Origin of the sequence: Burkholderia metallica, assembly GCF_902832845.1 — a bacterium.
Lineage (GTDB): Bacteria > Pseudomonadota > Gammaproteobacteria > Burkholderiales > Burkholderiaceae > Burkholderia > Burkholderia metallica.
On record NZ_CADFDB010000001.1, the window covers coordinates 617,733 to 639,466 of the forward strand.

The 21,734-nt window shown below is 67.9% G+C and carries 20 protein-coding genes; 5 read left to right on the top strand and 15 right to left on the bottom strand.

What is annotated here, in order from left to right:
• The first annotated feature begins 532 nt into the window (after positions 1–532).
• The 3 genes from HWX08_RS02710 (at position 533) to HWX08_RS02720 (ending at position 3,478) form a co-directional block, all read left to right on the top strand.
• A complete protein-coding gene (locus HWX08_RS02710; RefSeq protein WP_174921748.1) occupies positions 533–1,405 on the top strand; it encodes a peptidoglycan DD-metalloendopeptidase family protein in 873 nt (290 codons plus the stop codon).
• 197 nt (positions 1,406–1,602) lie between these two features.
• Complete coding sequence (bla, locus tag HWX08_RS02715; RefSeq protein WP_174921749.1) at positions 1,603–2,502, top strand: class A beta-lactamase; 900 nt, start codon at positions 1,603–1,605, stop codon at positions 2,500–2,502.
• 103 nt (positions 2,503–2,605) lie between these two features.
• The gene (locus tag HWX08_RS02720; protein WP_069260209.1) at positions 2,606–3,478 is read left to right on the top strand and encodes a LysR substrate-binding domain-containing protein; all 873 of its coding nucleotides are present in this window, start codon (positions 2,606–2,608) and stop codon (positions 3,476–3,478) included.
• A gap of 42 nt (positions 3,479–3,520) precedes the next feature.
• On the opposite strand, the gene HWX08_RS02725 is transcribed toward HWX08_RS02720, so the two are convergent.
• From HWX08_RS02725 to sapR, 9 genes are all read right to left on the bottom strand, one after another.
• Positions 3,521–3,856, bottom strand: coding sequence for a type 1 fimbrial protein (locus HWX08_RS02725; protein WP_174921750.1), 336 nt, complete (start codon positions 3,854–3,856; stop codon positions 3,521–3,523).
• 370 nt (positions 3,857–4,226) lie between these two features.
• Positions 4,227–4,481, bottom strand: a complete 255-nt coding sequence (locus HWX08_RS02730) for a GlsB/YeaQ/YmgE family stress response membrane protein (protein WP_069260207.1) — start codon at positions 4,479–4,481, stop codon at positions 4,227–4,229.
• 127 nt (positions 4,482–4,608) lie between these two features.
• Positions 4,609–5,385 (bottom strand): ABC transporter ATP-binding protein, encoded by a 777-nt coding sequence (locus HWX08_RS02735; RefSeq protein ID WP_174921751.1) that lies wholly within the window; start codon positions 5,383–5,385, stop codon positions 4,609–4,611.
• On the bottom strand, positions 5,382–6,296 hold the full coding sequence (locus tag HWX08_RS02740; RefSeq protein WP_174921752.1) for an ABC transporter ATP-binding protein: 915 nt from the start codon (positions 6,294–6,296) through the stop codon (positions 5,382–5,384). The genes HWX08_RS02735 and HWX08_RS02740 overlap by 4 nt, the downstream gene beginning before the upstream one ends.
• Before the next feature lies 1 nt (position 6,297).
• Entirely contained in the window at positions 6,298–7,212 is a 915-nt protein-coding gene (gene nikC / locus HWX08_RS02745) for a nickel transporter permease (RefSeq protein ID WP_069260204.1), read from the bottom strand.
• A gap of 66 nt (positions 7,213–7,278) precedes the next feature.
• Positions 7,279–8,349 (bottom strand): ABC transporter permease, encoded by a 1,071-nt coding sequence (locus tag HWX08_RS02750; protein WP_174921753.1) that lies wholly within the window; start codon positions 8,347–8,349, stop codon positions 7,279–7,281.
• A 10-nt stretch (positions 8,350–8,359) separates the two neighbouring features.
• Positions 8,360–9,961 (bottom strand): ABC transporter substrate-binding protein, encoded by a 1,602-nt coding sequence (locus tag HWX08_RS02755; RefSeq protein ID WP_069260202.1) that lies wholly within the window; start codon positions 9,959–9,961, stop codon positions 8,360–8,362.
• 61 nt (positions 9,962–10,022) lie between these two features.
• Positions 10,023–10,586, bottom strand: a complete 564-nt coding sequence (gene ddpX, locus HWX08_RS02760; protein ID WP_174921754.1) for a D-alanyl-D-alanine dipeptidase — start codon at positions 10,584–10,586, stop codon at positions 10,023–10,025.
• 24 nt (positions 10,587–10,610) lie between these two features.
• Positions 10,611–11,492: a sap1 transcriptional regulator SapR gene (gene sapR / locus HWX08_RS02765; protein ID WP_174921755.1), complete on the bottom strand. Its 882-nt coding sequence runs from the start codon at positions 11,490–11,492 to the stop codon at positions 10,611–10,613.
• Positions 11,493–11,938: 446 nt separating this feature from the next.
• Between sapR and HWX08_RS02770 the strand changes: the two genes are divergently transcribed.
• The gene (locus tag HWX08_RS02770; RefSeq protein WP_069260199.1) at positions 11,939–13,195 is read left to right on the top strand and encodes an oxalate decarboxylase family bicupin; all 1,257 of its coding nucleotides are present in this window, start codon (positions 11,939–11,941) and stop codon (positions 13,193–13,195) included.
• 92 nt (positions 13,196–13,287) lie between these two features.
• The gene (locus HWX08_RS02775) at positions 13,288–14,595 is read left to right on the top strand and encodes an Nramp family divalent metal transporter (protein ID WP_069260198.1); all 1,308 of its coding nucleotides are present in this window, start codon (positions 13,288–13,290) and stop codon (positions 14,593–14,595) included.
• Positions 14,596–14,613: 18 nt separating this feature from the next.
• Here the strand turns inward: HWX08_RS02775 and HWX08_RS02780 are convergent, their stop codons facing one another.
• The 6 genes from HWX08_RS02780 to HWX08_RS02805 all read right to left on the bottom strand — a co-directional run bounded on the left by HWX08_RS02780 (position 14,614) and on the right by HWX08_RS02805 (position 21,698).
• Complete coding sequence (locus HWX08_RS02780; protein ID WP_174921756.1) at positions 14,614–15,867, bottom strand: hypothetical protein; 1,254 nt, start codon at positions 15,865–15,867, stop codon at positions 14,614–14,616.
• Between the two features lie 146 nt (positions 15,868–16,013).
• A complete protein-coding gene (locus HWX08_RS02785) occupies positions 16,014–17,603 on the bottom strand; it encodes an ABC transporter substrate-binding protein (RefSeq protein WP_174921757.1) in 1,590 nt (529 codons plus the stop codon).
• 136 nt (positions 17,604–17,739) lie between these two features.
• A complete protein-coding gene (locus HWX08_RS02790; RefSeq protein WP_069260195.1) occupies positions 17,740–18,075 on the bottom strand; it encodes a sugar ABC transporter ATPase in 336 nt (111 codons plus the stop codon).
• A 255-nt stretch (positions 18,076–18,330) separates the two neighbouring features.
• Entirely contained in the window at positions 18,331–18,660 is a 330-nt protein-coding gene (locus HWX08_RS02795; RefSeq protein WP_069260194.1) for a hypothetical protein, read from the bottom strand.
• Positions 18,661–18,835: 175 nt separating this feature from the next.
• On the bottom strand, positions 18,836–20,395 hold the full coding sequence (locus HWX08_RS02800) for a DHA2 family efflux MFS transporter permease subunit (RefSeq protein ID WP_174921758.1): 1,560 nt from the start codon (positions 20,393–20,395) through the stop codon (positions 18,836–18,838).
• A 400-nt stretch (positions 20,396–20,795) separates the two neighbouring features.
• A complete protein-coding gene (locus tag HWX08_RS02805; RefSeq protein WP_107313573.1) occupies positions 20,796–21,698 on the bottom strand; it encodes a LysR family transcriptional regulator in 903 nt (300 codons plus the stop codon).
• Between the last annotated feature and the right edge of the window lie 36 nt (positions 21,699–21,734).

A 21,734-nucleotide genomic window follows, 5' to 3' on the forward strand; every position in this document is an offset into this window, starting at 1 on the left:
GGGTGGGGGCGATCGTGTTGGAATGGCCGATAACTTAGCAGGGAACGGCGGCCGCGGTATCAGGCGCAGCCTGAGACCCGATTCGCCGGTTCCGCATTTTCGGTGCGCGCGCGACGGCGGATCATGGCCGCACATCAACCGGGGAGCCTGTCATGCAGATCGATCCGTCGTGGGGCGTGTCGTTCAAGATCGCGCTGCACCTGCTGTTCCTGTGCATCGGCATCGCGTGGGCGTGTTCCGAATTCGCCGCATGGTTGCGCTGAATCGCGCGGCGCGCGGGTGCTGCGGCGGGCTGCCGAAGCCGTCTCGTGCCTATCGATAGCGCGCCGTCATAGTTTTCCGCAACGAATATTCTTCCGCTTTTCGCGCAAAAGACCATCAAGTTTTTCCGGATCGGACCGTATTACCGGTAGCGAATGCCGGCCGGCATCCGGTCCGTGATCGTTTGTCATCATTGTTTGCATCCGGTTACACGTCGGCCGTTCCGTTTTTGAGATGCTTGAAAGATTGTCAAACCGGAGTCGGATCGTCCATGAAATCGCGCGAGATTCACCGCAACGCGGCGTGGCTGCCAGGCCTTGCCGCCGTGCTCGTCATGGCCGGTTGTGCAAGCACGCAGACCGTTGCGCCGAGCGACACGCTGGCGGGACCGTCGTCGCCGTCGAGCCAGCCGGTCACGGCGCCGTCGGCCGCGGCGCCGCCGCCGGCGCCGATTTTCGTCGCACAGAAGTACGTCGTGAAGCGCGGCGACACGCTGACGGGCATCGCGTCCGCGAACGGCTGCAGCGTGGCCGACCTGCGCACGTGGAACAAGCTGGGCGCAAACGGCAGGCTGCGCATGGGGCAGGCGCTGCGCATCGTCAAGCAGCAGCCGTTGCCGCCGTCGTCGCCGTCGGATGCGGCCGGTACGCAGGTGGCCGCCTCGTCGGCCGGGAGCGGCGGCGCGACGGGCAGCCGCGCGGCGACGACGCAGGCCGCCGCGTCGAACGCGAGCGACCGTCAGGTCGTCAAGGAAACGAAGCGGCATGCAGGCGGCGTCGCACTCAAGTGGCCCGCGAGCGGCAAGATCGTCGACGGATTCCGGCCGGGGCAGAACCGCGGCATCCAGATCGCCGGCCGGCCGGGCGATCCGGTCCGCGCCGCGGCCGACGGCCGCGTGATGTACGCGGGCACCGGCCTGAACGATTACGGCAGCCTGATCATCGTCCAGCACAACGCGGATTTCCTGACCGCCTATGCGCACAACCGCAAGCTGCTCGTGAAGACGGGCGACATCGTGCGCCAGGGCGACGAGATCGCCGAGATGGGCGACCTGGACAACTCGCGTGTCGCGCTGCTGTTCGAAGTGCGGCGCGACGGCAAGCCGGTCAATCCGATGCCGTATCTGCCTTCGTCGCAAGGGTGACGCCGCGCCGTTTCGCTGGAACGGGGCGGCGGTCGCTGCTACCCTAGGGAGTCCCGCGCTGCGCGGGCCGGCGGCCGTCTTTCGGGGATGCGCGGCGAATGCCGTCGCGGGCCGGCCGCCGGCGTGAACGGGTGCGCTGCATCGACGCGTGCCCGCGTTGCTTCGTGCCACCGATTCCGACAGAACACACCACATTCATGGATCACTCTCCGACACGCCGCTCGCTGTTGCTCGCCGCCGTTGCCGCGCCGTTCGTCGCCGCGTGCACGTCCGCGCCGGTCGCCGACCAGGGGCGCGCCCATACCGCCCAGGCCGAACTGGCCGCGCTCGAGAAGGCCTCGAACGGCCGGCTCGGCGTCGCCGCGCTCGATACGTCGAACGGCGTGCGCATCGCTCACCATGCGCGCGAGCGCTTCCCGCTGTGCGGCACCTATGCGGTCGTCGCGGCCGCCGCGATACTCGCGCGCGGCTCGCTCGACGCGTCGCTGCTGCCGCGCCGCATCCTGTACCGCCGCTATGAAATCGTCGCGGGCTCGCCGATCACGGAAAGCCACGTCGACACCGGCATGACGATCGAGCAGCTGTGCGCGGCGATGCTGCAGTCGGGCGACAAGGGGGCCGGCAACCTGCTGATGGGCGTCCTCGGCGGCCCGCAGGCCGTCACGTCGTTCGCACGCGAAAGCGGCGCCACGTCGTTCCGCCTCGATCACTGGGAGCCCGAACTGAACAACGCCGCGCCCGGCGACGAGCGCGACACGTCGACGCCGGTCGAGATGGTCGACACGCTGCAGCGGCTGCTGCTCGGCAACACGCTGCAGGAGCCGCAACGCGCGCAGCTGACGGCGTGGATGGCCGGCGGCGCGCGCGGCGCGACCGGCATCGCGGCGGGCGTGCCGCCCGGCTGGCGCATCGCGGACAAGGCCGGCACGGGCGGTTACGGCACGACGACCGACGTCGCGGTGCTGTGGCCGCCGTCGCGCGCGCCGATCGTGATGGCCGTGTCGTTCACGCAGCCGCAGGCTGCCGCGGCCGCCCGCGCGGACGTCGTCGCGTCGGCGGCGCGCATCGTGGCGGGTGCGCTCACCGCGACCACCTGAGCGTCCCGCCTCGCGCAAAGCCGGCGTTTGGCTTATCGTGTCGGACAGCGCGCGCCGGTGCCGGCGCGCGGCCCTTTCGCGCCGTTTTCCGTTCGTCATCTCCATGCGCCGACTTCCGCCCCTGCACGCGCTGCAGATCTTCTCGACGGTGGCCCGCCACCGCAGCTTCACGCGCGCGGCCGAGCAGCTGTGCATCACGCAGGGCGCGGTGAGCCGGCAGATCCAGACGCTCGAGGCGCATTACGGTTTTCCGTTGTTCAAGCGGCATGCGAAGGGCCTCACGCTGACGGCGGAAGGCGAGCAGTTGCTGCCGGTCGTCAACGAGAGCTTCGCGCGGATCGAAGACATTTCGATGAAGCTCACGCGGCAGCGCACCGATCTCGCGCTGAAGGTGCCCACCTGCGTGATGCGCTGGATGCTGCCGCGCATCCTGCGCTTCCAGGGCGAGCATCCCGATCTCCACGTGCAGATCACGACGGCGTGGCAGCACGTCGTCGATTTCTCGACCGAGCCGTTCGACGCGGCGGTCGTGTACGGCACGTCGCCGGGTGCGGGCGTGTGCGCGCTGCCCCTCTTCGACGAACGGCTGACGCCCGTGTGCGCGCCCGAGTTGCGGCAGACGGCGCCACTCGACGCGGTCGGCGATCTCGCGCGCCATACGCTGCTGCATCCGACCCGCGACCATCGCGACTGGCGCGCGTGGCTCGATCACGCGGGCGAGCGCGGCGTCGATCCGGCGCGCGGGCCGACGTTCGACACGCTCGATCTCGCGACGAACGCGGCGATGCAGGGCTTCGGCGTCGCGATCGGCGACGTGACGCTCGTCGACGACGACGTCAGTGCGCGCCGGCTCGAGCGGCCGTTCGACATCGTGCTCGAAACGGGCGCACGGTATTTCTTCGTCTATCCCGAGCACATCGGCAACCAGCAGAAGATCCGCGCATTCAGCGACTGGATCGCGCGCCATCGCGACTGACCGGCGCGTGCCACCCGTCGCATGCAGGGCCGGCGAACGGCTTTACTGGTACGTGACGACGGCGATCATCGGTGCCTGATTGTTGCCCGGACGGCGCGGTAAAACGATTGCGCGCGAGGCCTGCGTAAAGGTCGTCGTCCTGACGGCCTGCCGGCTCGCCGTGTCGACGAACGCGATCTGGCCGGTCGCCGGACGCGGGCAGTCGGGCCGTACGCGCGCTTGAGCGGCATCGGTCGTATCGAGCGCGAACGTGCAGGGCGGCTCGACGATCATGCCGGAGAAGTGGATGGTGCCGGACGCGCCGGCGGCAAACGACGGGGAAATGGCCAGAAGCGAGGCAGCCAGGACGAACGAGGCGGCGACAGGGCAATGCTTCATGACAGGCTCCAGAGAGGAAGCGCGTCGCAGCGGGGCCGCTCGGGTGGCAGTCCGTCAACGCTGCGGTGCTATCTGCGTAAACGGCAAAACCATCGGACCTCTTGAATCGAAAACGGGAAATAACGGTAATAGGTGCATCACTCGGCATTACTTCAATCAATGTAGGCCGGATTTGCGGGTGCGCAAGTCAGGGTAATGCCGATGCCGTAAGCTGAACGGAGGAACCCGGTTGCGCTGCGGGAGCGCACCGCGAGTCGTTGCAGGGTCAACGAGTTGACGAATCGACGAAGCGGTGCACAGGTGAATGCCGCGCGACAAAAGAAAACGGCCGCTCGTGAAAGAGCGGCCGTTTGGCGTGACGCTGCGCCGTTCAGTTCGTGCGCTTGCGTATCGCGCCGACGATCACGAGCAGCACGATCGCGCCGATGATCGACGCGATCCAGCCCGCGCCCTGGCCCGGCGCGTACCAGCCGGCGGCGCGGCCGAGGTAGCCGGCGACGAGCGAGCCGACGACGCCGAGCACGACCGTCATCACGATGCCCATCTTGTCGTCGCCGGGCTTGAGCGCGCGGGCGAGGAGGCCGACGATGAGCCCGACGACCAGGGTTTCGATGAGTTGCAGCATGAACGCCTCCCTATTGCAGTTGAGCAGTTGACGAAACGAAGTTGACTCGTGCGGCGCACAAGGGTTCCATGCGCGCCGGGCCGGTGCATCGCGTGCGAGTATCGCATGCCGGCGCGTCGCGCGGATGTCAGGTTGCCGGTGCGTCCGCCACCGGGTCGAGACGGCGATAGCCTTCGGTCGCGCGCAACAGCGTGCGCGTGTAGTCGCGCGCCACCAACCCGGTGCGCACGTCCTCGATCCGCAACTGTTCGACGATTTCGCCATGCTGCATCACCGCGACGCGCTGGCACAGGAAGCCGATCACCGCGAGGTTGTGGCTGACGAGGATCATCGTCAGGTTGCGTTCGCGATGCAGGCGGCGCAGCAGGTTCAGGATCTCGGCCTGCACCGATACGTCGAGCGCGGACGTCGGCTCGTCGAGCAGCAGTACGCGCGGCTCGACGATCAGCGCGCGTGCGATCGCGACGCGCTGGCGTTGGCCGCCCGACAACTGGTGCGGATAGCGGAACCGGAACGCGGGGCCGAGGCCGACTTCGGACAACGCACGGGCGATGCGCGCGTCGGCGTCGTCGATACGGTGGATCGACAGCGGCTCGCGCAGCGTCTGGTCGACCGTGAAGCGCGGATGCAGCGACGCGTACGGGTCCTGGAACACCATCTGCACGTGCCGGCGCAATGCGCGATCGGGCGTGCCGCCCACCGTCCGCCCGTCGATCGCCAGGTGGCCGGACGCGAGCGGCACGAGGCCCGTCAGCGCGCGCAGCAGCGTCGACTTGCCGGAACCCGATTCGCCGACGAGCCCGAACACTTCGCCGTCGCGCACCGCGAAGCTCGCGTCGCGCACGGCGTCGACGTGACCGGTGCGGGTCGGGAAACGGATGGATGCGTGATCGACGTCGATCATCGTACGGCCTCCTGTCGATCGGCGGACGATCCGGCGTATGACGCGGGCTCGAGCCACGCGGGATCGCGCCGCAGCACGGGCAGTTCGTCCGGCGGGTTCGCGAGCGGCGGGTTCGCCGCGAGCAGCCCGCGCGTATAGGGATGTGCGGCGTCGCGCAGGTCGCGCGCCGCGCAGGTTTCGACCACGCGGCCCGCGTACATCACCGCGACGCGATCGCAGAACGACATCACGAGCGGCAGGTCGTGGCTGATGAACATCAGGCCCGTGCCGTGCCGCGCGATCATCGTGTCGAGTACCGCGAGCACCTGCATCGATACGGCGACGTCGAGCGCGGACGTCGGCTCGTCGGCGATCAGCAGGCGCGGGCCGGTCGACACCATCATCGCGATCATCACGCGCTGGCCCATGCCGCCCGACAGCTCGTGCGGATACGCATCGGCGACGCGCGCCGGGTCGCGGATCTGCACGGCCGCGAGCGCATCGACGATCCGCTCGCGCAGCGCGCGGCCGCGCAAGCCCGGCTCGCGCAGCCGGAACGCCTCGCCCATCTGTTTGGCGACCGTCATCACCGGGTTCAGCGAATACTTCGGGTCCTGCAGGATCATCCCCATCTGGCTGCCGCACAGCCGCCGGCGTTCGGCCGCCGACATCGCGAGCAGGTCGTGGCCCGAGAAGCGCATCGTGCGCGCCGACCAGCGCGCGGCATCGGGCAGCAGGCCGAGCAGCGCGCGGCCCGTCAGCGATTTGCCGGAGCCCGATTCGCCGACGATGCCGAGCCGTTCGCCGGGCGCGAGCGTCAGCGACAGGTCGCGCACGGCATCGGTGACGGTGCCGTCGTGCCCGCGAAAGCCGATCTTCAGGCCGTCGATTTCGCAGAGCGGCGTGGGTGAGGAGGCGGAATTCATCGGCATCTCATGCTCCGTGGCGGGGATCGAAGACGTCGCGCAGCCCGTCGCCGAGCAGGTTGAACGCGAGGCTCACGAGCAGGATCGCGCAGCCGGGCAGCGTGGCGACCCACCATGCATCGAGCAGCACGTTGCGGCCCGACGCGACCATGAAGCCCCATTCGGGGCTCGGCGGCTGCGCGCCGAGGCCGAGAAAGCCGAGGCCCGCGACGGTCAGGATGATGCCGGCCATGTCGAGCGTCGCGCGCACGATCACCGACGACATGCAGAGCGGCACGATGTAGCGCAGCAGGATGCGCGGGCCCGATGCGCCTTGCAGCCGCGCGACGTGGATGTAGTCGGCCTGCGCGATGCGGATCGTCTCCGCGCGCGCGAGCCGCGCATACGCGGGCCATGCGGTGATCGAGATCGCGACGACCGCGTTGATCACGCCGGGCCCGAGCGCGGCCGCGAACGCGAGCGCCAGCACGATCTTCGGAAACGCGAGCGCGATGTCGGTGATGCGCATCAGCACGCTGTCGACGAAGCCGCCGCAGTAGCCGGCCGTCGTGCCGATCGCGAGGCCGATCGGCACGACGATCGCGACGACGAGCAGCGCGATGCCGAGCGTGAGGCGCGAACCGGCGATCAGCCGCGAGAGGATGTCGCGGCCGAGCTGGTCGGTGCCGAACCAGTGCGACGGCGAGCCGGGCGGCAGCAGCCGGTCGGACAGCACCTGGCGCAGCGGGTCGTGCGGCATGATCAGCGGGGCGACGATCGCGACGACGATCAGCGTGACGAGGATCGCGAGCCCGAACAGGTTCAGCGGGTTGGTGGCGAAACGACGCCAGCGTCGATATGCGAGGCCGAATGCGGCCTGCGAGCGCGACGCGGGTGCATCGGACAGCAGCCACGCGCGCAGCGTGAGGCGCTCGGCGTTCATGATCGGAGGACCTTCGGCATGGGTAGTGAAAGAAGCGGAATGAAAGCGGTCATGGCGGGGCGGCCCTCAGCGCGCACGCGGATCGAACACGCGGTACAGCGCGTCGGTCAGCAGGTTGACGGTGATGAACATCGCGCCGATCACGAGCGTCGCGCCGAGCACCGCGTTCATGTCGGCGTTCAGCAGCGCGCCGGTCAGGTACGAGCCGAGCCCCGGCCACGCGAACACGATCTCGGTCAGCACCGAGCCTTCGAGCAGGTTGCTGTACGTGAGCGCGATCACGGTGAGCAGCGGCACCATGATGTTGCCGAACGCATGCCGCCAGATCACGCGCCGCTCGGGCAAGCCCTTCGCGCGCGCGGTGACGATGTATTCCTGGCTCAGCTGGTCGAGCATGAACGAGCGCGTCATGCGGCTCAGGTAGGCCACCGAGTAGTAGCCGAGGATCGCCGCCGGCAGCGCGATGTGCGACACCGCGTTGCGGAACGCGTCCCACTCGCCCGCGAGCGCCGCGTCGATCAGCAGGCTGCCCGTGCGCGGGTCGACCATCCCGTCGTACACGGGATCGAGCCGGCCGGGACCGCCGACCCAGTGCAGCCGCGCGTAGAACAGCAGCAGCCCCATCAGCCCCAGCCAGAACACCGGTACCGAATTGCCGACCAGCCCGACGAAGCGCGCGACGTGGTCGATCGGCCGGTTGTGCTTCACGGCGGCCGCGACGCCGAGCGGGACGCCGATCGCGATGCCGATCAGCGTCGCGATCGTCGCCAGTTCGAGCGTGGCCGGGAACACGCGTCTGATGTCGTCGAGCACCGGGTTCGCGGTCAGCAGCGACACGCCGAGATTGCCGTGCAGCACATCGCGCGCATAGATCAGGAATTGCGTGGCGAGCGGCTTGTCGAGCCCGAGCGCGATGCGTTCGGCCGCATAGGCTTGCGCCGATGCGCGATCGCCGAGGATCGCGAGCACGGGATCGATCGGCACCTTGCGGCCGATCACGAACGTCAGCGCGAGCAGCCCCGCGAACGTGACGGCGAGCGTGAGCGCCCAGCGCAGCACGCGCAGCGCCCAGCGCACGGCCGGGCGCCGCGCGGGCAGCGTGCGCAGCGCTTCGAGGGAGGAGGCGGGAGTCGACATGCGGCGAGTCTTATTGCTTCTTCAGGTTGCGGTACGACACGAGATCGTTGATCGGCCCGACTTCGAGCCCGCTCACGCCGGGCCGCGTCGCGACTTGCGCGACCTTCTCGAACATGATCACGAACGGCGAGCGCGCGAGCACTTCCTTCTGCATCGCCTGATACAGCTGCGCGCGTTTCGCGGCGGTCGGCTCGGCGAGCGCGGCGTCGGTCTGCTTCGTCAGTTGCGGGATGTCCCAGCTGTTGCGCCAGGCCAGCATTTTATAGCTCGACTTGTCGGAATTGTCGGGGTTCCATGCGAACCCCTGCGCGTTGCTGTGCGGATCGATGTAGTCGGCCGACCATTCGCCGATGTAGATGTCGTGCTGGCGCGCGCGGTATTTCGCGAGCGTCTGCTTGTTGTCGCCGGGGATCAGCTGCACCTTGATGCCGGCCTGCGCGAAATTCGCCTGCACCGCCTGCGCGATTTCGGTGTACGGATAATCGTTGCGCACGTCCATCGTCACCGAAAAGCCGTTCGGTACGCCGGCCTTCGCGAGCAGCGCCTTCGCCTTCGCGACGTCGAGCTTGTACGGGTTCGTGTTCAGCGTGCCGAGGAAGCCTTCGGGCAGGAAAGTCTGGTGCACCTTGTAGGTCGTCTTCACGACGTTGCCCTGGATGCCCGCATAGTCGACGAGCCACTTCAGCGCTTCCTGCACGTCGGGTTTCGCGAGCGCCGGGTTCTTCGTGTTCAGGCCGAGATACAGCAGCGTCGCCTGCGGCGAGGCCGACACCTTCGCCTTGCCGGACTTCACGACCGACGCCAGATCGTCGGGGCTCAGGTCGCGCGCCGCGTCGACGTCGCCGTTCTCCAGCAGCAGGCGCTGGCTCGCGGCTTCGGGCACGTGGCGCAGCACGATGCGCTTCATCGCGAGCGGCAGCCGGTAGCCGTCGAAGCGCTGCAGCACGAGGCTGTCGCCGGCTGTCCACTTCACCAGCCTGTATGCGCCGGAGCCGGCTTCGTTGGTCTTGAGCCACGCGTTGCCGAAGTCGTTGCCCTGCTGGTGCGACAGCAGGAGCTTCTTGTCCAGCACCGATGCGGGCCACGAGCCGAGCACGTTCAGCACGAACGTCGGCGCGTATTTCTGGTCGGTCGTGACCGATACCGTCAGGTCGTCGAGCTTCTTCACGTTGGCGACGACGTTCGCCTTCGTGAGCCCGATGCCGGTCAGCACGGCGGCCGGGCCCTTGTCGAGCAGCACCGCGCGCTGGATCGACCACGCGACGTCGTCGGCCGTCAGCGGATTGCCCGAGTGGAACTTGAGGCCGGGCCGCAGCTTGAACGTGTAGGTCAGCCCGTCGGTGCTGACCGTCCACGACTGCGCGACGTCGCCGTTGAATTTCGACGGATCGCGCAGGTCGACGCGCACGAGCCGGTCGTACGTGTTCGCCACGTATTCCTCCGGCACCAGCTCGTAGATCTCGCCCGGGTCGAGCGTCGTGAATTCGTCGAGCAGCGTGGCCATCACGAACATGTCCTTCGGCGTTTCCGCGCGCGCGGCGGAAAGCGGGACGGCGGCGAGCACGGACGCGGCGGCCAGCGCCGCGACGAGCCGGGAAGTCGGGAATTTCATGTGCGCTCCATCTGTCGTTGAAGTCGTTGAACGTGAACGGTGAAGGGGATGCATGTGGCCGTTACATCAGGTGCCACGGGGCGCTGTCGGCAGCATCGATTTGCGGCAGCGCGTGCGAGCCCGGCAATTCGTAGTGCCACCACTCGCTGTCGATGTGCGCGAAGCCGGCCGCGTGCATCACGCCGAGCAGCAGCAGGCGGTTGCGCTGCACGGCGACGGGCAGCCCCGCGTGGAAGTGGCCCGATTCGGCGACCATCTCGTCGAAGCCGGTGCCCATGTCGAGCGGCGCGCCGTCCGCGCCGACGAGCGTCAGGTCGAGCGCGGTGCCGCGGCTGTGATTCGAGCCGCGGCCGAGGTCGGCGATGAAGTTCGGATCGGGCAGGAAATCCCACAGCACCTGCTGCGCCTGCGGCGGCCGGTACGCGTCGTAGATGCGCAGCGTGAAGCCGGCCTGCGCGGCAACGTCCACCGCGCGGCGCAGCGCGGCTTCGGCCGGCTCCAGCAGCAGGCAGTGCGCGTGGCGGTAGATCGGCTTGCCGGTCAGGTTGCGGTCGGTCGCATAGACGAGATCGATGTCGACGCGATGCGTGGCCGGCGTGATTTCAACGAGGCGGTGAGCGTTCATCGGCGGTTGGGAAGGCACTCGCATTCAGGATTCGAATTGATCGAACGTGCGCTGCAGTTCGCGGTTGCGCGCGACGCGCCGGTCGATCGCGGGGCCGAGACGGTCGACCACGGCCGTGATCAGCAGGTTGAACAGGCAGGTGAGCGGCGCGAGCGAATCCCAGAACTGGCCGACGTCGGTCTTCACCTGCAAGAGATCGGCCGGCCAGTCGCGCGCCCACGGGCACGACAGATCGGTGACCAGCGCGAACGGCTGCCCGCGCTCGGCGGCCGCCTGGCAATAGCGGCGCGCGCTGCGCGAATACGCGCGTGTATCGGTGACGATGCAGTATGGCCGCTCGAATTCGGAGTTCAGCGAATCGACGTACGAGCCCGACTGGCCGTCCGAATAGAACACGCGCGGGCGCAGGTATTCGAGGTAGCTGCTGAACGCGTTGCTGATCCCGCGCGTCGACTGGATGCCGAGGATGAACACGGCGTCTGCATCGGCGATCCGGTCGGCCACCTGCGCGAACACCGGGCTTTCGGCGAGCCGGTACACGTGGCGGATCGCATCGAGCTCGCGCTCGAGCGACGCCGCGAGCGGGCTTTCACGGCCGTTGCCGTCGGGTGCGGCCGGTGCCGTGCCCGCGACGCGGCGGTATTCGTCGAGCCGGTCGGTGATCATCCACGGGCGATCGCCGCCGCCGCGCAGCTCGCGCTTCAGGTCGTCGAGATTGCGGTAGCCGACGCTGCGCAGGAAGCGCCCGACCGAAATGCCGCTGGTGCCGGCTTGCTGCGCGATCTGGTCGGCCGTCTCGAGCCCGAGCCGGTCGAGGTTCGCGAGCATGTAGCTCGCGATGCGCTTGGCAGTCGGCGTCAACTCCGCATAGCGGGATTCGACGGTGTGAGCGAACGCACAGGTCATTGGCTGTTAGATCGTTGTCGTTTGATGATCGAATGTCATCCATCTAACAAAGCCAAAATCATTCGCGCCAGCGGATAAAAACTATGGCCGGAGGGTAGGTGATAGGGTCGAAAGCAGGGGCGGTGGCGGGGAAGAGCATCCCGGCTCGACCCGGGGGGGCGACGTTCGACGTATCGAAAAATGTCCGTTTCGCACCATTCGATCAGTTATCCGGATCGAATGAATTGCATCGCGACCGCGCACGAACTTCATACACCTCAGCGCGTCAATCATTACAAAATTAAAGCGGATCAGATTAAATCATTAATTCAGGTTAATAATTCATTTAAGTTTTCAGGGGATTTGGATTTAACTTGCGTCACGGGATGTTCGATTTTCGATAATTCGAAAAACGGCATGTGTTCCGTAATGGAAATTCGCTCAATTGCAGGCATGAAGAGGAAACCATGACGAATCTTTCTCGACGCAAAATGCTGGCGGGAACGGCCGGCGCCATTGCCGCCGCGGGTATCGCGGTATCGGCCAAGGCGGCTTCGTTCGGCAATCCGGACCGCCCGCCGGAAGGCGCGGTGAATGCGCGAAACCGCCAGAGCCTGACCGACCCGGGGCCTAAAAATCCGGCCATCGCGAATCAATTTCCGTCCTTTCAGGATCCGCCGGCCACCGATATCAACGGCATGCCGTTATTCTGGGCGTCGTTCAATAATGCGCATAAACGCATTCAAAATGGCGGATGGGCGCGCGAAGTCACGCAGGACGATTTTGCGATTTCCGAAACCATTTCCGGCGTGAACATGCGCCTGACGCGCGGCGGCATTCGCGAGATGCACTGGCACCAGCAGGCCGAGTGGGCCATCATGCTCGACGGCCGCTGCCGGATCACGGTGCTCGACGAACTCGGGCGGCCGTCGGTGCAGGACGTGAAAACCGGCGATCTCTGGTATTTCCCGCCCGGCCTGCCGCATTCGCTGCAGGGTCTCGGCACCGACGGCGCCGAATTCCTGCTCGCGTTCGATAACGGCCGCGCGTCCGAATTCAACACGCTGCTGCTCACCGACTGGATCGCGCACACGCCGCCCGACGTGCTCGCGCTCAACTTCGGCGTGCCGGCCGACGCATTCAGGAACATTCCGCTCGACAACCTGTGGATCTTCCAGGGCGACGAACCGGGCCCGCTCGCGCAAGCGCAGCGCGCGTCGGCATCGTCGGCCGGGGCGCCGCCGCATCCGTTCGTGTTCTCGCTCGGCGACATGAAGCCGGTCAGGAAAACCCGCGGCGGCGAAGTGCGGATCGCGGACAGCACCAACTTCAACGTGTCGACGACCGTCGCGGCGGCGCTCGTGACCGTCCACCCGGGCGGCATGCGCGAGCTGCACTGGCACCCGAACGCGGACGAATGGCAGTACTACCTGCAGGGCGACGCACGGATGACCGTGTTCGACACCGGACCGAAGGCGCAGACGGCCGACTTCCGCGCGGGCGACGTCGGCTACGTGAAGAAGAGCCTCGGGCACTACGTGCAGAACACCGGCAACACCGATCTGGTGTTCCTCGAGATCTTCAAGACCGACCGCTACGCGGAAGTGTCGCTGTCCGACTGGCTCGCGCATACGCCGCCGCAACTCGTCGAAGCGCACCTGAACGTCGCGCCCGACGTGATCGCGCAGTTTCCGCGCAACCGTCCCGACGTCGTGCCGCTGTAACGCGGCGTTCGCGGTGCCGCGGCCGGCACGCGGCCTGCCGGCCATGGCGCCCGACCTTCACGCAGTCTTCCTCATTCGAACGGAACCCCATCATGATTCCCGTCACGAGCAAACCTGCCGGCGGCCTCGCGCTGCCGGGCCTGCCTCCCGAGCGTACCGACGGCGCCGCGCGTGCCGCGCTGGAAGGGCGCCGCACCGGCGTCGCCGCGCTGCTGCCGTTCGTCGGCCCGGCCGTGATCGCGTCGATCGGCTATATGGACCCGGGCAACTTCGCGACCAACATCCAGGCCGGCGCCGCGTACGGCTACCGGCTGCTGTGGGTCGTGCTGGCCGCGAACGCGATCGCGATGCTGTTCCAGGCGATGTCCGCGAAGCTCGGCATCGTGACCGGACGCAATCTCGCGCAGCTGTGCCGCGACCGCTTTCCCGCGCCGGTCGTGTGGGGCATGTGGGCCGCGTCGGAGATCGCCGCGATGGCGACCGACCTCGCCGAATTCCTCGGCGGCGCGCTCGCATTCGGCCTGTTGTGTCACCTGTCGCTGTTCGCGGGGATGGTCGCGACGGCGCTCGCGACCTGCGCGATCCTCGCGCTCGAAACGCGCGGCTTCCGGCCGCTGGAAGCCGCCATTGCGGCGCTGGTCGGCGTGATCGGCGCGTGCTATCTCGGCGAACTGCTGATCGCGCCGCAGGACTGGCACGCGGCCGCGTTCCACCTGGTCGTCCCGCAGATCCCGGATCATGCGGCGCTGACGATCGCGGTCGGGATCATCGGCGCGACGATCATGCCGCATACGCTGTATCTGCATTCGGGGCTCACACAGAGCCGCACCGCGCCGCGCGACGACGCGGAGCGTCGGCGGCTCGTGCGCTTCTCGAATCGCGAGGTCGTCGTTGCGCTCGGGCTGGCCGGGTTCGTGAATCTCGCGATGGTGATGATGGCGTCGTCGGCGTTTCATGCGAGCGCGCCGGGCATGACCGACATCGGCGACGCGTATCACACGCTGATCCCGGTGCTCGGGCCGGCGGCCGGCGCGCTGTTTCTCGTCGCGCTGCTGACGTCGGGCGTGTCGAGCTCGGTGGTCGGCACGATGGCCGGGCAGGTCGTGATGCAGGGCTTCATCCGCCGCCGCATGCCGGTGTGGGTGCGGCGCGCGGTGACGATCGCGCCGGCGTTCGCGGTGGTCGCGCTCGGCTGCGACGTCACGCGCGCGATGGTCGCGAGCCAGGTCGTGCTGAGTTTCGTGCTGCCGCTGCCGATGATCGCGCTGCTGATGCTGTCGGCACGCACCGACGTGATGGGGGCGCACGCGATGCGGATGCCGCTGCGGCTCGTCGCCGGTGCGGCGACGGTCGTGATCGTCGGCTTGAACGCGTACCTGGTGTGGGCGGCCTTCAATTGAACGGCAGCGGGCCGGCGCCTACTGCTGCATGTCCGGCGCTTCGCGCAGCCGCCAGATCGCGTTGCATTGCTGGCCGCCGAGGCTCGTCGAGCGCAGCGTGACGACGGTGCCGGCCGCGACCCGATACCAGAAATGCGCCATCAGCTCGGTGCCCTTGGGCTGCGCGTGCCCGTCGACCAGCACTTCGCACAGCAGCGGCGACGGCGAGCCGGACGGGTGCGTGACGTACACGTTCAGCCGCGCGATGTCGCGGGTCGCGGTGAACACGATTTCGTGGTTGCCGCTGCCGATCAGCAGCGTGCCGCCGGGTTCGTCGATCGCCTGCAGGTACGCGCCCGCGCCGGCCTCGATCGCGGCGGCCGCAACGGTCAGCCCGGCCGAGCGCACGTAGTCGGTCGCCGCGATGCGGGCGGCGAGCGCGTCGGAGCGGGCCGGCGTGCCGTCCGACAGCGCGAACGGCGCGCCGTCGCGCAGCGCGACGCCGACGTGATTCGCGTAGTAGCGCCACCGGTCGAGGAAGCGGATATCGCCGGTCATGTGCAGTGCGCGGATCGGTTCGCCGTGATACCGGAGCGTCGTCGTGCCGGTGCCCGTATCGAATGCTTCGTGAATGCCGTACTTGCTGACAAAGTTCTGCACCGGATCGAGCAGCGTCGTTTCGCCCTGGGCGCTCCACAGGTGCAGGAACGTCGTATCGATCCCGAAGCATTCCTGGAAATCGGTGCCGATGCGGGCGATGCAGTCGCGCAGGTGGCCGGCGTAGCGGGCCCACGCGTCGGCGGTCCCGGCGACGAGCCCGGCCTGCAGGGCGCCGCCGTGGCGCGCGTTGACTTCGTCGACGACGAGGCGCCAGTGATGGTCGCGCCGCTCGCCGATCAGCGGCGTGACGACGAACGTGCAGAACAGCGGGTCGGGGCACGCGTGGAGCCGGTCGTCGCCGATCTGCGAGAACAGGTCGAACGCCGGCGCGCAGAACCAGATGTCGGCATCGTACAGCGCGAGCTTGCGGATGTGCGGGTGGCGCGCGCAGTACTCGGCGGCTTCGATGAAGCGGCCGACCGGCAGCGCATACGCGCCCGACGCTTCGATCACGTCGACCGACTGGCTCGCGAGGATCTGCCGCTTGCGTTCGGACAGGCCGTAGCCGATCACCGCGACCCGGCCGTCGTAACCGGTGTGCCGCAGCGACAGCAGGAACGGGACGAGCATTTCATACCATGCGCGGTTGTTGTCGTTGATCGCCACGCAGACCGCGTGCTCGCTCGAATGCATGTGGTTTCCCCGTTACGTGTGCCCGGCGCGGGTGTCCCGCGGCGCCTGCCATTGTAGATCGCCGGCCGCGGCCCGGCACGGCGCGGGCGCGGCGGCCGCGGCGATTACCCGCAAGCCGGCGGTGCCGGCTGCGCGGGCAGCCGCGATTATTTCGCGAGCGTGCGGTATGACACGAGGTCGTTGATCGGCCCGATTTCCGGCCCCGTTACGCCGGGGCGCGTCGCGACCTGCACGACCTTCTCGAACATGATGATGAACGGCGAGTTCGCGAGCACGGCTTTCTGCAGCGCTTCGTAACGCTGCGCGCGCTTCGCGGGCGACGGCTCGACGAGCGCGGCCTCGGTATCCTTCGTCAGTTGCGGAATGTCCCAGCTGTTGCGCCACGCGAGCATCTTCGTCGGCGACTGGTCGGAATTGTCCGGATTCCACGCGAAGCCGCGCGCATTGCTGTTCGGGTCCATGTAGTCGGGCGACCATTCGCCGATGAAGATGTCGTGCTGGCGCGCGCGATACTTGCCGATCGCCTGCTTCGCATCGCCCGGAATCAGCTTCACGCGGATGCCGCCCTGCGCGAAGTTCGCCTGCAGCGCCTGCGCGATCTCGAGGTACGGATAGTCGTTCGGCATGTCCATCGTCACGTCGAAGCCGTTCGGCAAACCGGCCTTCGCGAGCAGCGCCTTCGCCTTCGCGACGTCCTGCTTGTAAGGCCGCGCGTTCGACGCGCCGAGGAAGCCTTCGGGCAGGAAGGTTTGATGCACCTTGTAAGTCGTGCTGACGATGTTGCGCTGGATGCCGTCGTAGTCGACGAGCCATTTCATCGCCTGCTGCACGTCGGGCTTCGCGAGGTTCGGGTTCTTCGTGTTCAGGCTCAGGTACAGCAGCGCGGACACCGGCCACGACGCGACCTTGATCTTGCCGGCCTTCGACAGCGCGGCGAGGCTGTCGGGGCTCAGATTGCGCGCGGCGTCGGCGTCGCCGTTCTCCAGCAGCAGCCGCTGCGCGGACGCTTCCGGCACGTGACGCAGCACGACGCGCTTCATCGGGTACGGCGTGCGGTACTTGTCGAAACGCTGCAGCACGATGGTTTCGTTCGGCGTCCACTTGACGAGCTGGTACGGGCCCGAGCCCGCGTCGTTGGTGCGCAGCCAGCCGCTGCCGAAATCGTTGCCCTGCTGGTGCGACAGCAGCAGCTTCTTGTCGAACACCGACGCCGGGCACGCGCTCAATACGTTGAGCACGAAGCTCGGCGCGTACTTGCGGTCGGTTTCGAGCACGACGGTCTGCGGATCGACCACGCGCACCTTCTGCGCCACATTCGCCTTCGTCAGGCCGAGATCGGCGAGCACGCCGGCCGGCCCCTTGTCGAGCAGGATGGTGCGCTGCAGTGACCACGCGACGTCGTCGGCGGTCACCGGGTTGCCGGAATGGAACGTGAGACCGGGGCGCAGCTTGAACGTGTAGGTCACGCCGTCGGCACCGACCGTCCACGATTGCGCGATCTGCCCGTCGAAGCGCGTCGGATCCTTCAGGTCGACGCGCACCAGGCGTTCGTAGGTATTCGCGACGTACTCGGACGGCACCAGCTCGTAGATCCCGCTCGGGTCGAGGGTCGTGAATTCGCCGAGCTGCGTGGCGACGACGAAGATGCCGGGCGGTGTGGCGGCCTGCGCCGGCAGCGCCGGAACAAGCGCGACGAGCGCGGCGCTGACGAACAGCCGGGACAGCAGGTGCTTCATGCGGGCTCCGTTGAAAGGGAATCGTGGGTGCGATTCTCTCATCGACGGCCGCCCGGGTGAAAATATTCGGCGCGCGCGCCGACGGGGTGGCGCGCAGCAGCGAGCCGGGCAGGCGCCCGGCATCGGCAGGCTTAGGTCAGATCGCGCAGCGCGCGATCGCGAAGCGCATCGCTTCCTCGGCCGGCTCGTTGCCCGAGCCGCGCACGACCTTGATGACGGCGCCGTTGCCCGACGGTGTCAGCGTGACGAAGTACGAGTTCGAGCCGACGGAGATATCGGTCACGCCGTTGTGCTGCGATTGCTCGGTGCCCGACAGGCGGCTGTCGAGGCAGTTCGCGATCGCATAGGCAGGACGCTGCGACGCCACGTAGATCATCGGCGCCGCACCGGAGGCGGCGGCCGAGTCGGGCGACGGAGCGGAACCGCACGCGGCGAGCAGGGCGGCGGGAACGAACAGCAGGAATCGTTTCATGGCGGTCGTCGGGTGTCTCGTATCGAGGCTGGGGCGCGGGGTAGGCGAAACGCGAAGCTTCGCGACGAAACCGCCCGGAATCGGGCCGTTCGTGACGGACGACGATGCGGCAGGCGGCTGACGACGGAGTATACCCGCGGCATGCGACGGCGCTGGCGCGTTGAAACGATTCGATACACAACAAGCACCCGCTGCCGCGCGGCGGCAGCGGGCGTTCAGGCAGTGGCGAATGGGCACTTGCCGGTGTTGTCGCTCTTATTGGCCGATCTGGTGGCTGACCGCATTTTCCTGCTGGTTCAGCACGTGCTTTTCGCTCTTCGTGATGTGGCCGTGATCCTGCGCGGCCATGTCCCGCTCTTCCTGGCGGATCTTGCGGTCGTCGCGGTGCAGGCGTGCGGCCTGCGCGTGCGACATCTCGCCTTCCCTCACTTCGTGATGGATGCGGCGATTCTGGTTCGCGAGGCGCTGGTTGACCTCTTCGCGGCGCGGATGCGCCTGCTGCCACGGCGTGTCGGCGAACGCGGTGCCGGTCAGCACCGACATCAGGGTGGCGGCGATCGCGAGATGGCGGGTGAGGGCTCGCATGGTGTTTTCTCCTGTCGTTGTGCGTCCGGATCGTGGGCGCTTGTTCAGAAAACGCGGAGCGGGCACCGGCTGTTGACGTTTCCGCCTGTATCGATTGCAAGTCTTTATTACGTCTGCGGAAAACGGCGCGGGCCCCGGCGTGTGCGGCGCGGGGGCCGGTGGTCGCGCGGGCGGATCAATGCGCGCCGGCCGCCGCCGCATCGGCATCGCCGCCGCCCGAGCGTGTCGGCTTCGTGATCCAGATGAGCGGAATGATCGCGACGAAGATGATCGCCGACACGTAGAAGATGTCGTTCAATCCCATTACGGCCGCCTGCGAATCGACCGACGCGTTGAAGAACGCGAGCGCCGAATCGGGGCTCAGGTGCAGCAGCGAACGCGTCGTGTCGACCTGCTGCGCGAAGATCGGGTTGGTGACGCTCGCCTGTTCGGTGAGCCGCGCGTGATGCAGGATCGTGCGGTCGTTCCACGCGTTGCTGATCAGCGACGTGCCCACCGCGCCGCAGAACGTGCGGCCGAAATTCGACAGGCCGGCGGCGGCCGGGATCTTTTCAGGCGGCAGCCCGGACAGGATGATCGACGTCAGCGGCACGAAGAACATCGCCATCGGGATGCCCTGCAGCAGCGTCGGCAGCACGAGATCCCAGCGCGACACGTCGGTGTAGAACGTCGTGCGCATCATGAACACGACCGCGAAGCCGACGAACGCGAGCGTCGCGATGTAGCGCGGATCGGTGCGCGGCAGCAGGCGCCCCATGACCGGCGTGAGCAGGATCGCGAACACCCCGAGCGGCGCGGTGGCGAGCCCCGAGTCGACCGCGCGGTAGCCGAGGTAGCCTTGCATCCACTGCGGCAGCAATACGAGCGTGCCGAAGAACATCCCGTACGCGACCGAGATCGCGATCGTGCCGCCCGCGAAGTTGCGCTGCGTGAAGAGCCGCAGGTCGACGATCGGGTTGGCCTCGTACAGTTCCCACACGAGGAAGAACGCGAAGCCGATCAGCGCGACGATGCCGAGCGCGACGACGACGGGCGAGTTGAACCAGTCGAGATCCTTGCCCTTGTCGAGCATGATCTGCAGCGATGCGACCCACAGCACGAGCAGCAGCAGGCCGACGGTGTCGATCGGCATGCGTTTCGTCGCCGATTCGCGGTCGCGGAACACGAGCCACGTGACGGCCGCCGCGAAGAAGCCGACCGGGATGTTGATGTAGAAGATCCACGACCAGTTGTAGTCGTACGTGATCCAGCCGCCGAGCGACGGCCCCGCGATCGGGCCGACGAGCGCCGTCATCGACCACAGCGCGAGCGCGGTCGACGATTTCTGCCGCGGCCACGCGCCGAGCAGCAGCGCCTGCGACAGCGGCGCGAGCGGGCCTGCCACCGCGCCCTGCAGGATTCGCGCGGCGAGCAGCGTCGGCAGGTTCGGCGCGATCCCGCACAGCCACGACGCGAACACGAACAGCAGGATCGCCGTGACGAACAGGCGCACCTGGCCGAAGCGCTGCGTGAGCCAACCCGTCAACGGAATCGACACCGCGTTCGCGGCCGCGAAGATCGTGATCACCCACGTGCCTTCGTCGACCGACACGCCGAGGTCGCCCGAGATCGTCGGGATGGCGACGTTCGCGATCGACGAATCGAGCACGTTCATGAACATCGCGAGCGATACCGCGATCGTGCCGATCGCGAGGCGGCCGCCCGATAGCGGCGCTGAAGAGGACGGAGCGGACATGGGTTTCCTGCGAACGGTAGGGACGGATGCGGGCCGCCGGTTGCGGCGGGCACGCGCCGCCGCGCACGCGCGTGCACGCGGCAACGCGGCGCACGCGCGCTCGGGCGGCTGGACGGAAAGGGGCACGGCGCGTGACGCGGCCCGGTACCGGGGCCGACGCGCGCAACGTGCTGCTCGATCGGAAGCACGAAGCCGTGGCGGGCTTCGCGAGGCTGGATGCGGCCGGTCAGGAAGGCGGGACGCGCGTGACGCGCCTGCGGGCAGCGCTCAGGCGGCTGCCGTTGCGTGTGGAGTCGTTGTGCATCGCGACAGGCTAACGATGTGGCGAGCCGCCATCAACACGGGGCGGCTCATTAATCGATTTCGCGTCGCGCAATAATCGGTGGGCGAACCGCACCGGTTACGGCGCGGTTCGCCATGCGGTGAACACTTCCGCGAGGAAATCGACGAACGCGCGCACCTTGCTGTCGAGGGTCGCGCGTCGCGGATACAGCACGTGCAGCTCGACGTCGTCGCTGCGGTGCCAGTCGGGCAGCACGATTTCGAGTTCGTTCCGTTCGAGCCGGCGGGCCGTGTAGTGCGTCGAGACGAGTGCGATGCCGCCGCCGCTCGCGGCCTGGCGGAGCACCGTCACCGATTCGTTGGTGATCAGCACCGGCCGCACCGGCACGTCGGCCACGTCGCCGGCCGCGTTGGTGAGCCGCAGCGTCAGCCCGGGCGCGTCGCGGCCGACCAGCAGCAGGTCGTGTTGCGCGAGATCCTGCGGCGTGGCGGGCCGGCCGGCGCGGTCGAGATAGGCGGGGCTCGCGGCGAGCTTCGCCTGCGACCAGCCGAGCGAGCGCGCGATGTAGCTGGAGTCGGTCAGCACGCCCGCGCGCAGCGCGACGTCGAAGCCGTGCTCGACGAGATCGAGCGCGCTGTTGTCGTAGATCAGCACGAGCTGGACCAGCGGGTAGCGCCGGCGGAACTCGGCGAGTGCCGGCTCCAGTTCGAACAGGCCGATCGAGTAGGGCACCAGCACGCGCAGCGTGCCCTCCGGCGCCGTGCGCAGCGCACGGGCCTGACGGTCCGCGTCGAGCAGGATGTCCTCGGCGCGCAGGCAGCGCTCGTAGTAGTCGCGTCCGGCCTCGGTGACGGAGACGCGGCGCGTGGTCCGGTACAGCAGCTGGACGCCGAGGTCGTCCTCGAGCTGCTTGACCTTGCGGCTCACGCGGCTGAGCGGCATGTCGAGATGCGTGGCGGCGGCGGTGAAGTTGCCGCGCTCGACCACGCGCAGGAATATCCGGATGCTTTCGAAATCCATACGGGGTGCTTCCGTGTTCGGTGTGCGCGCATCTTA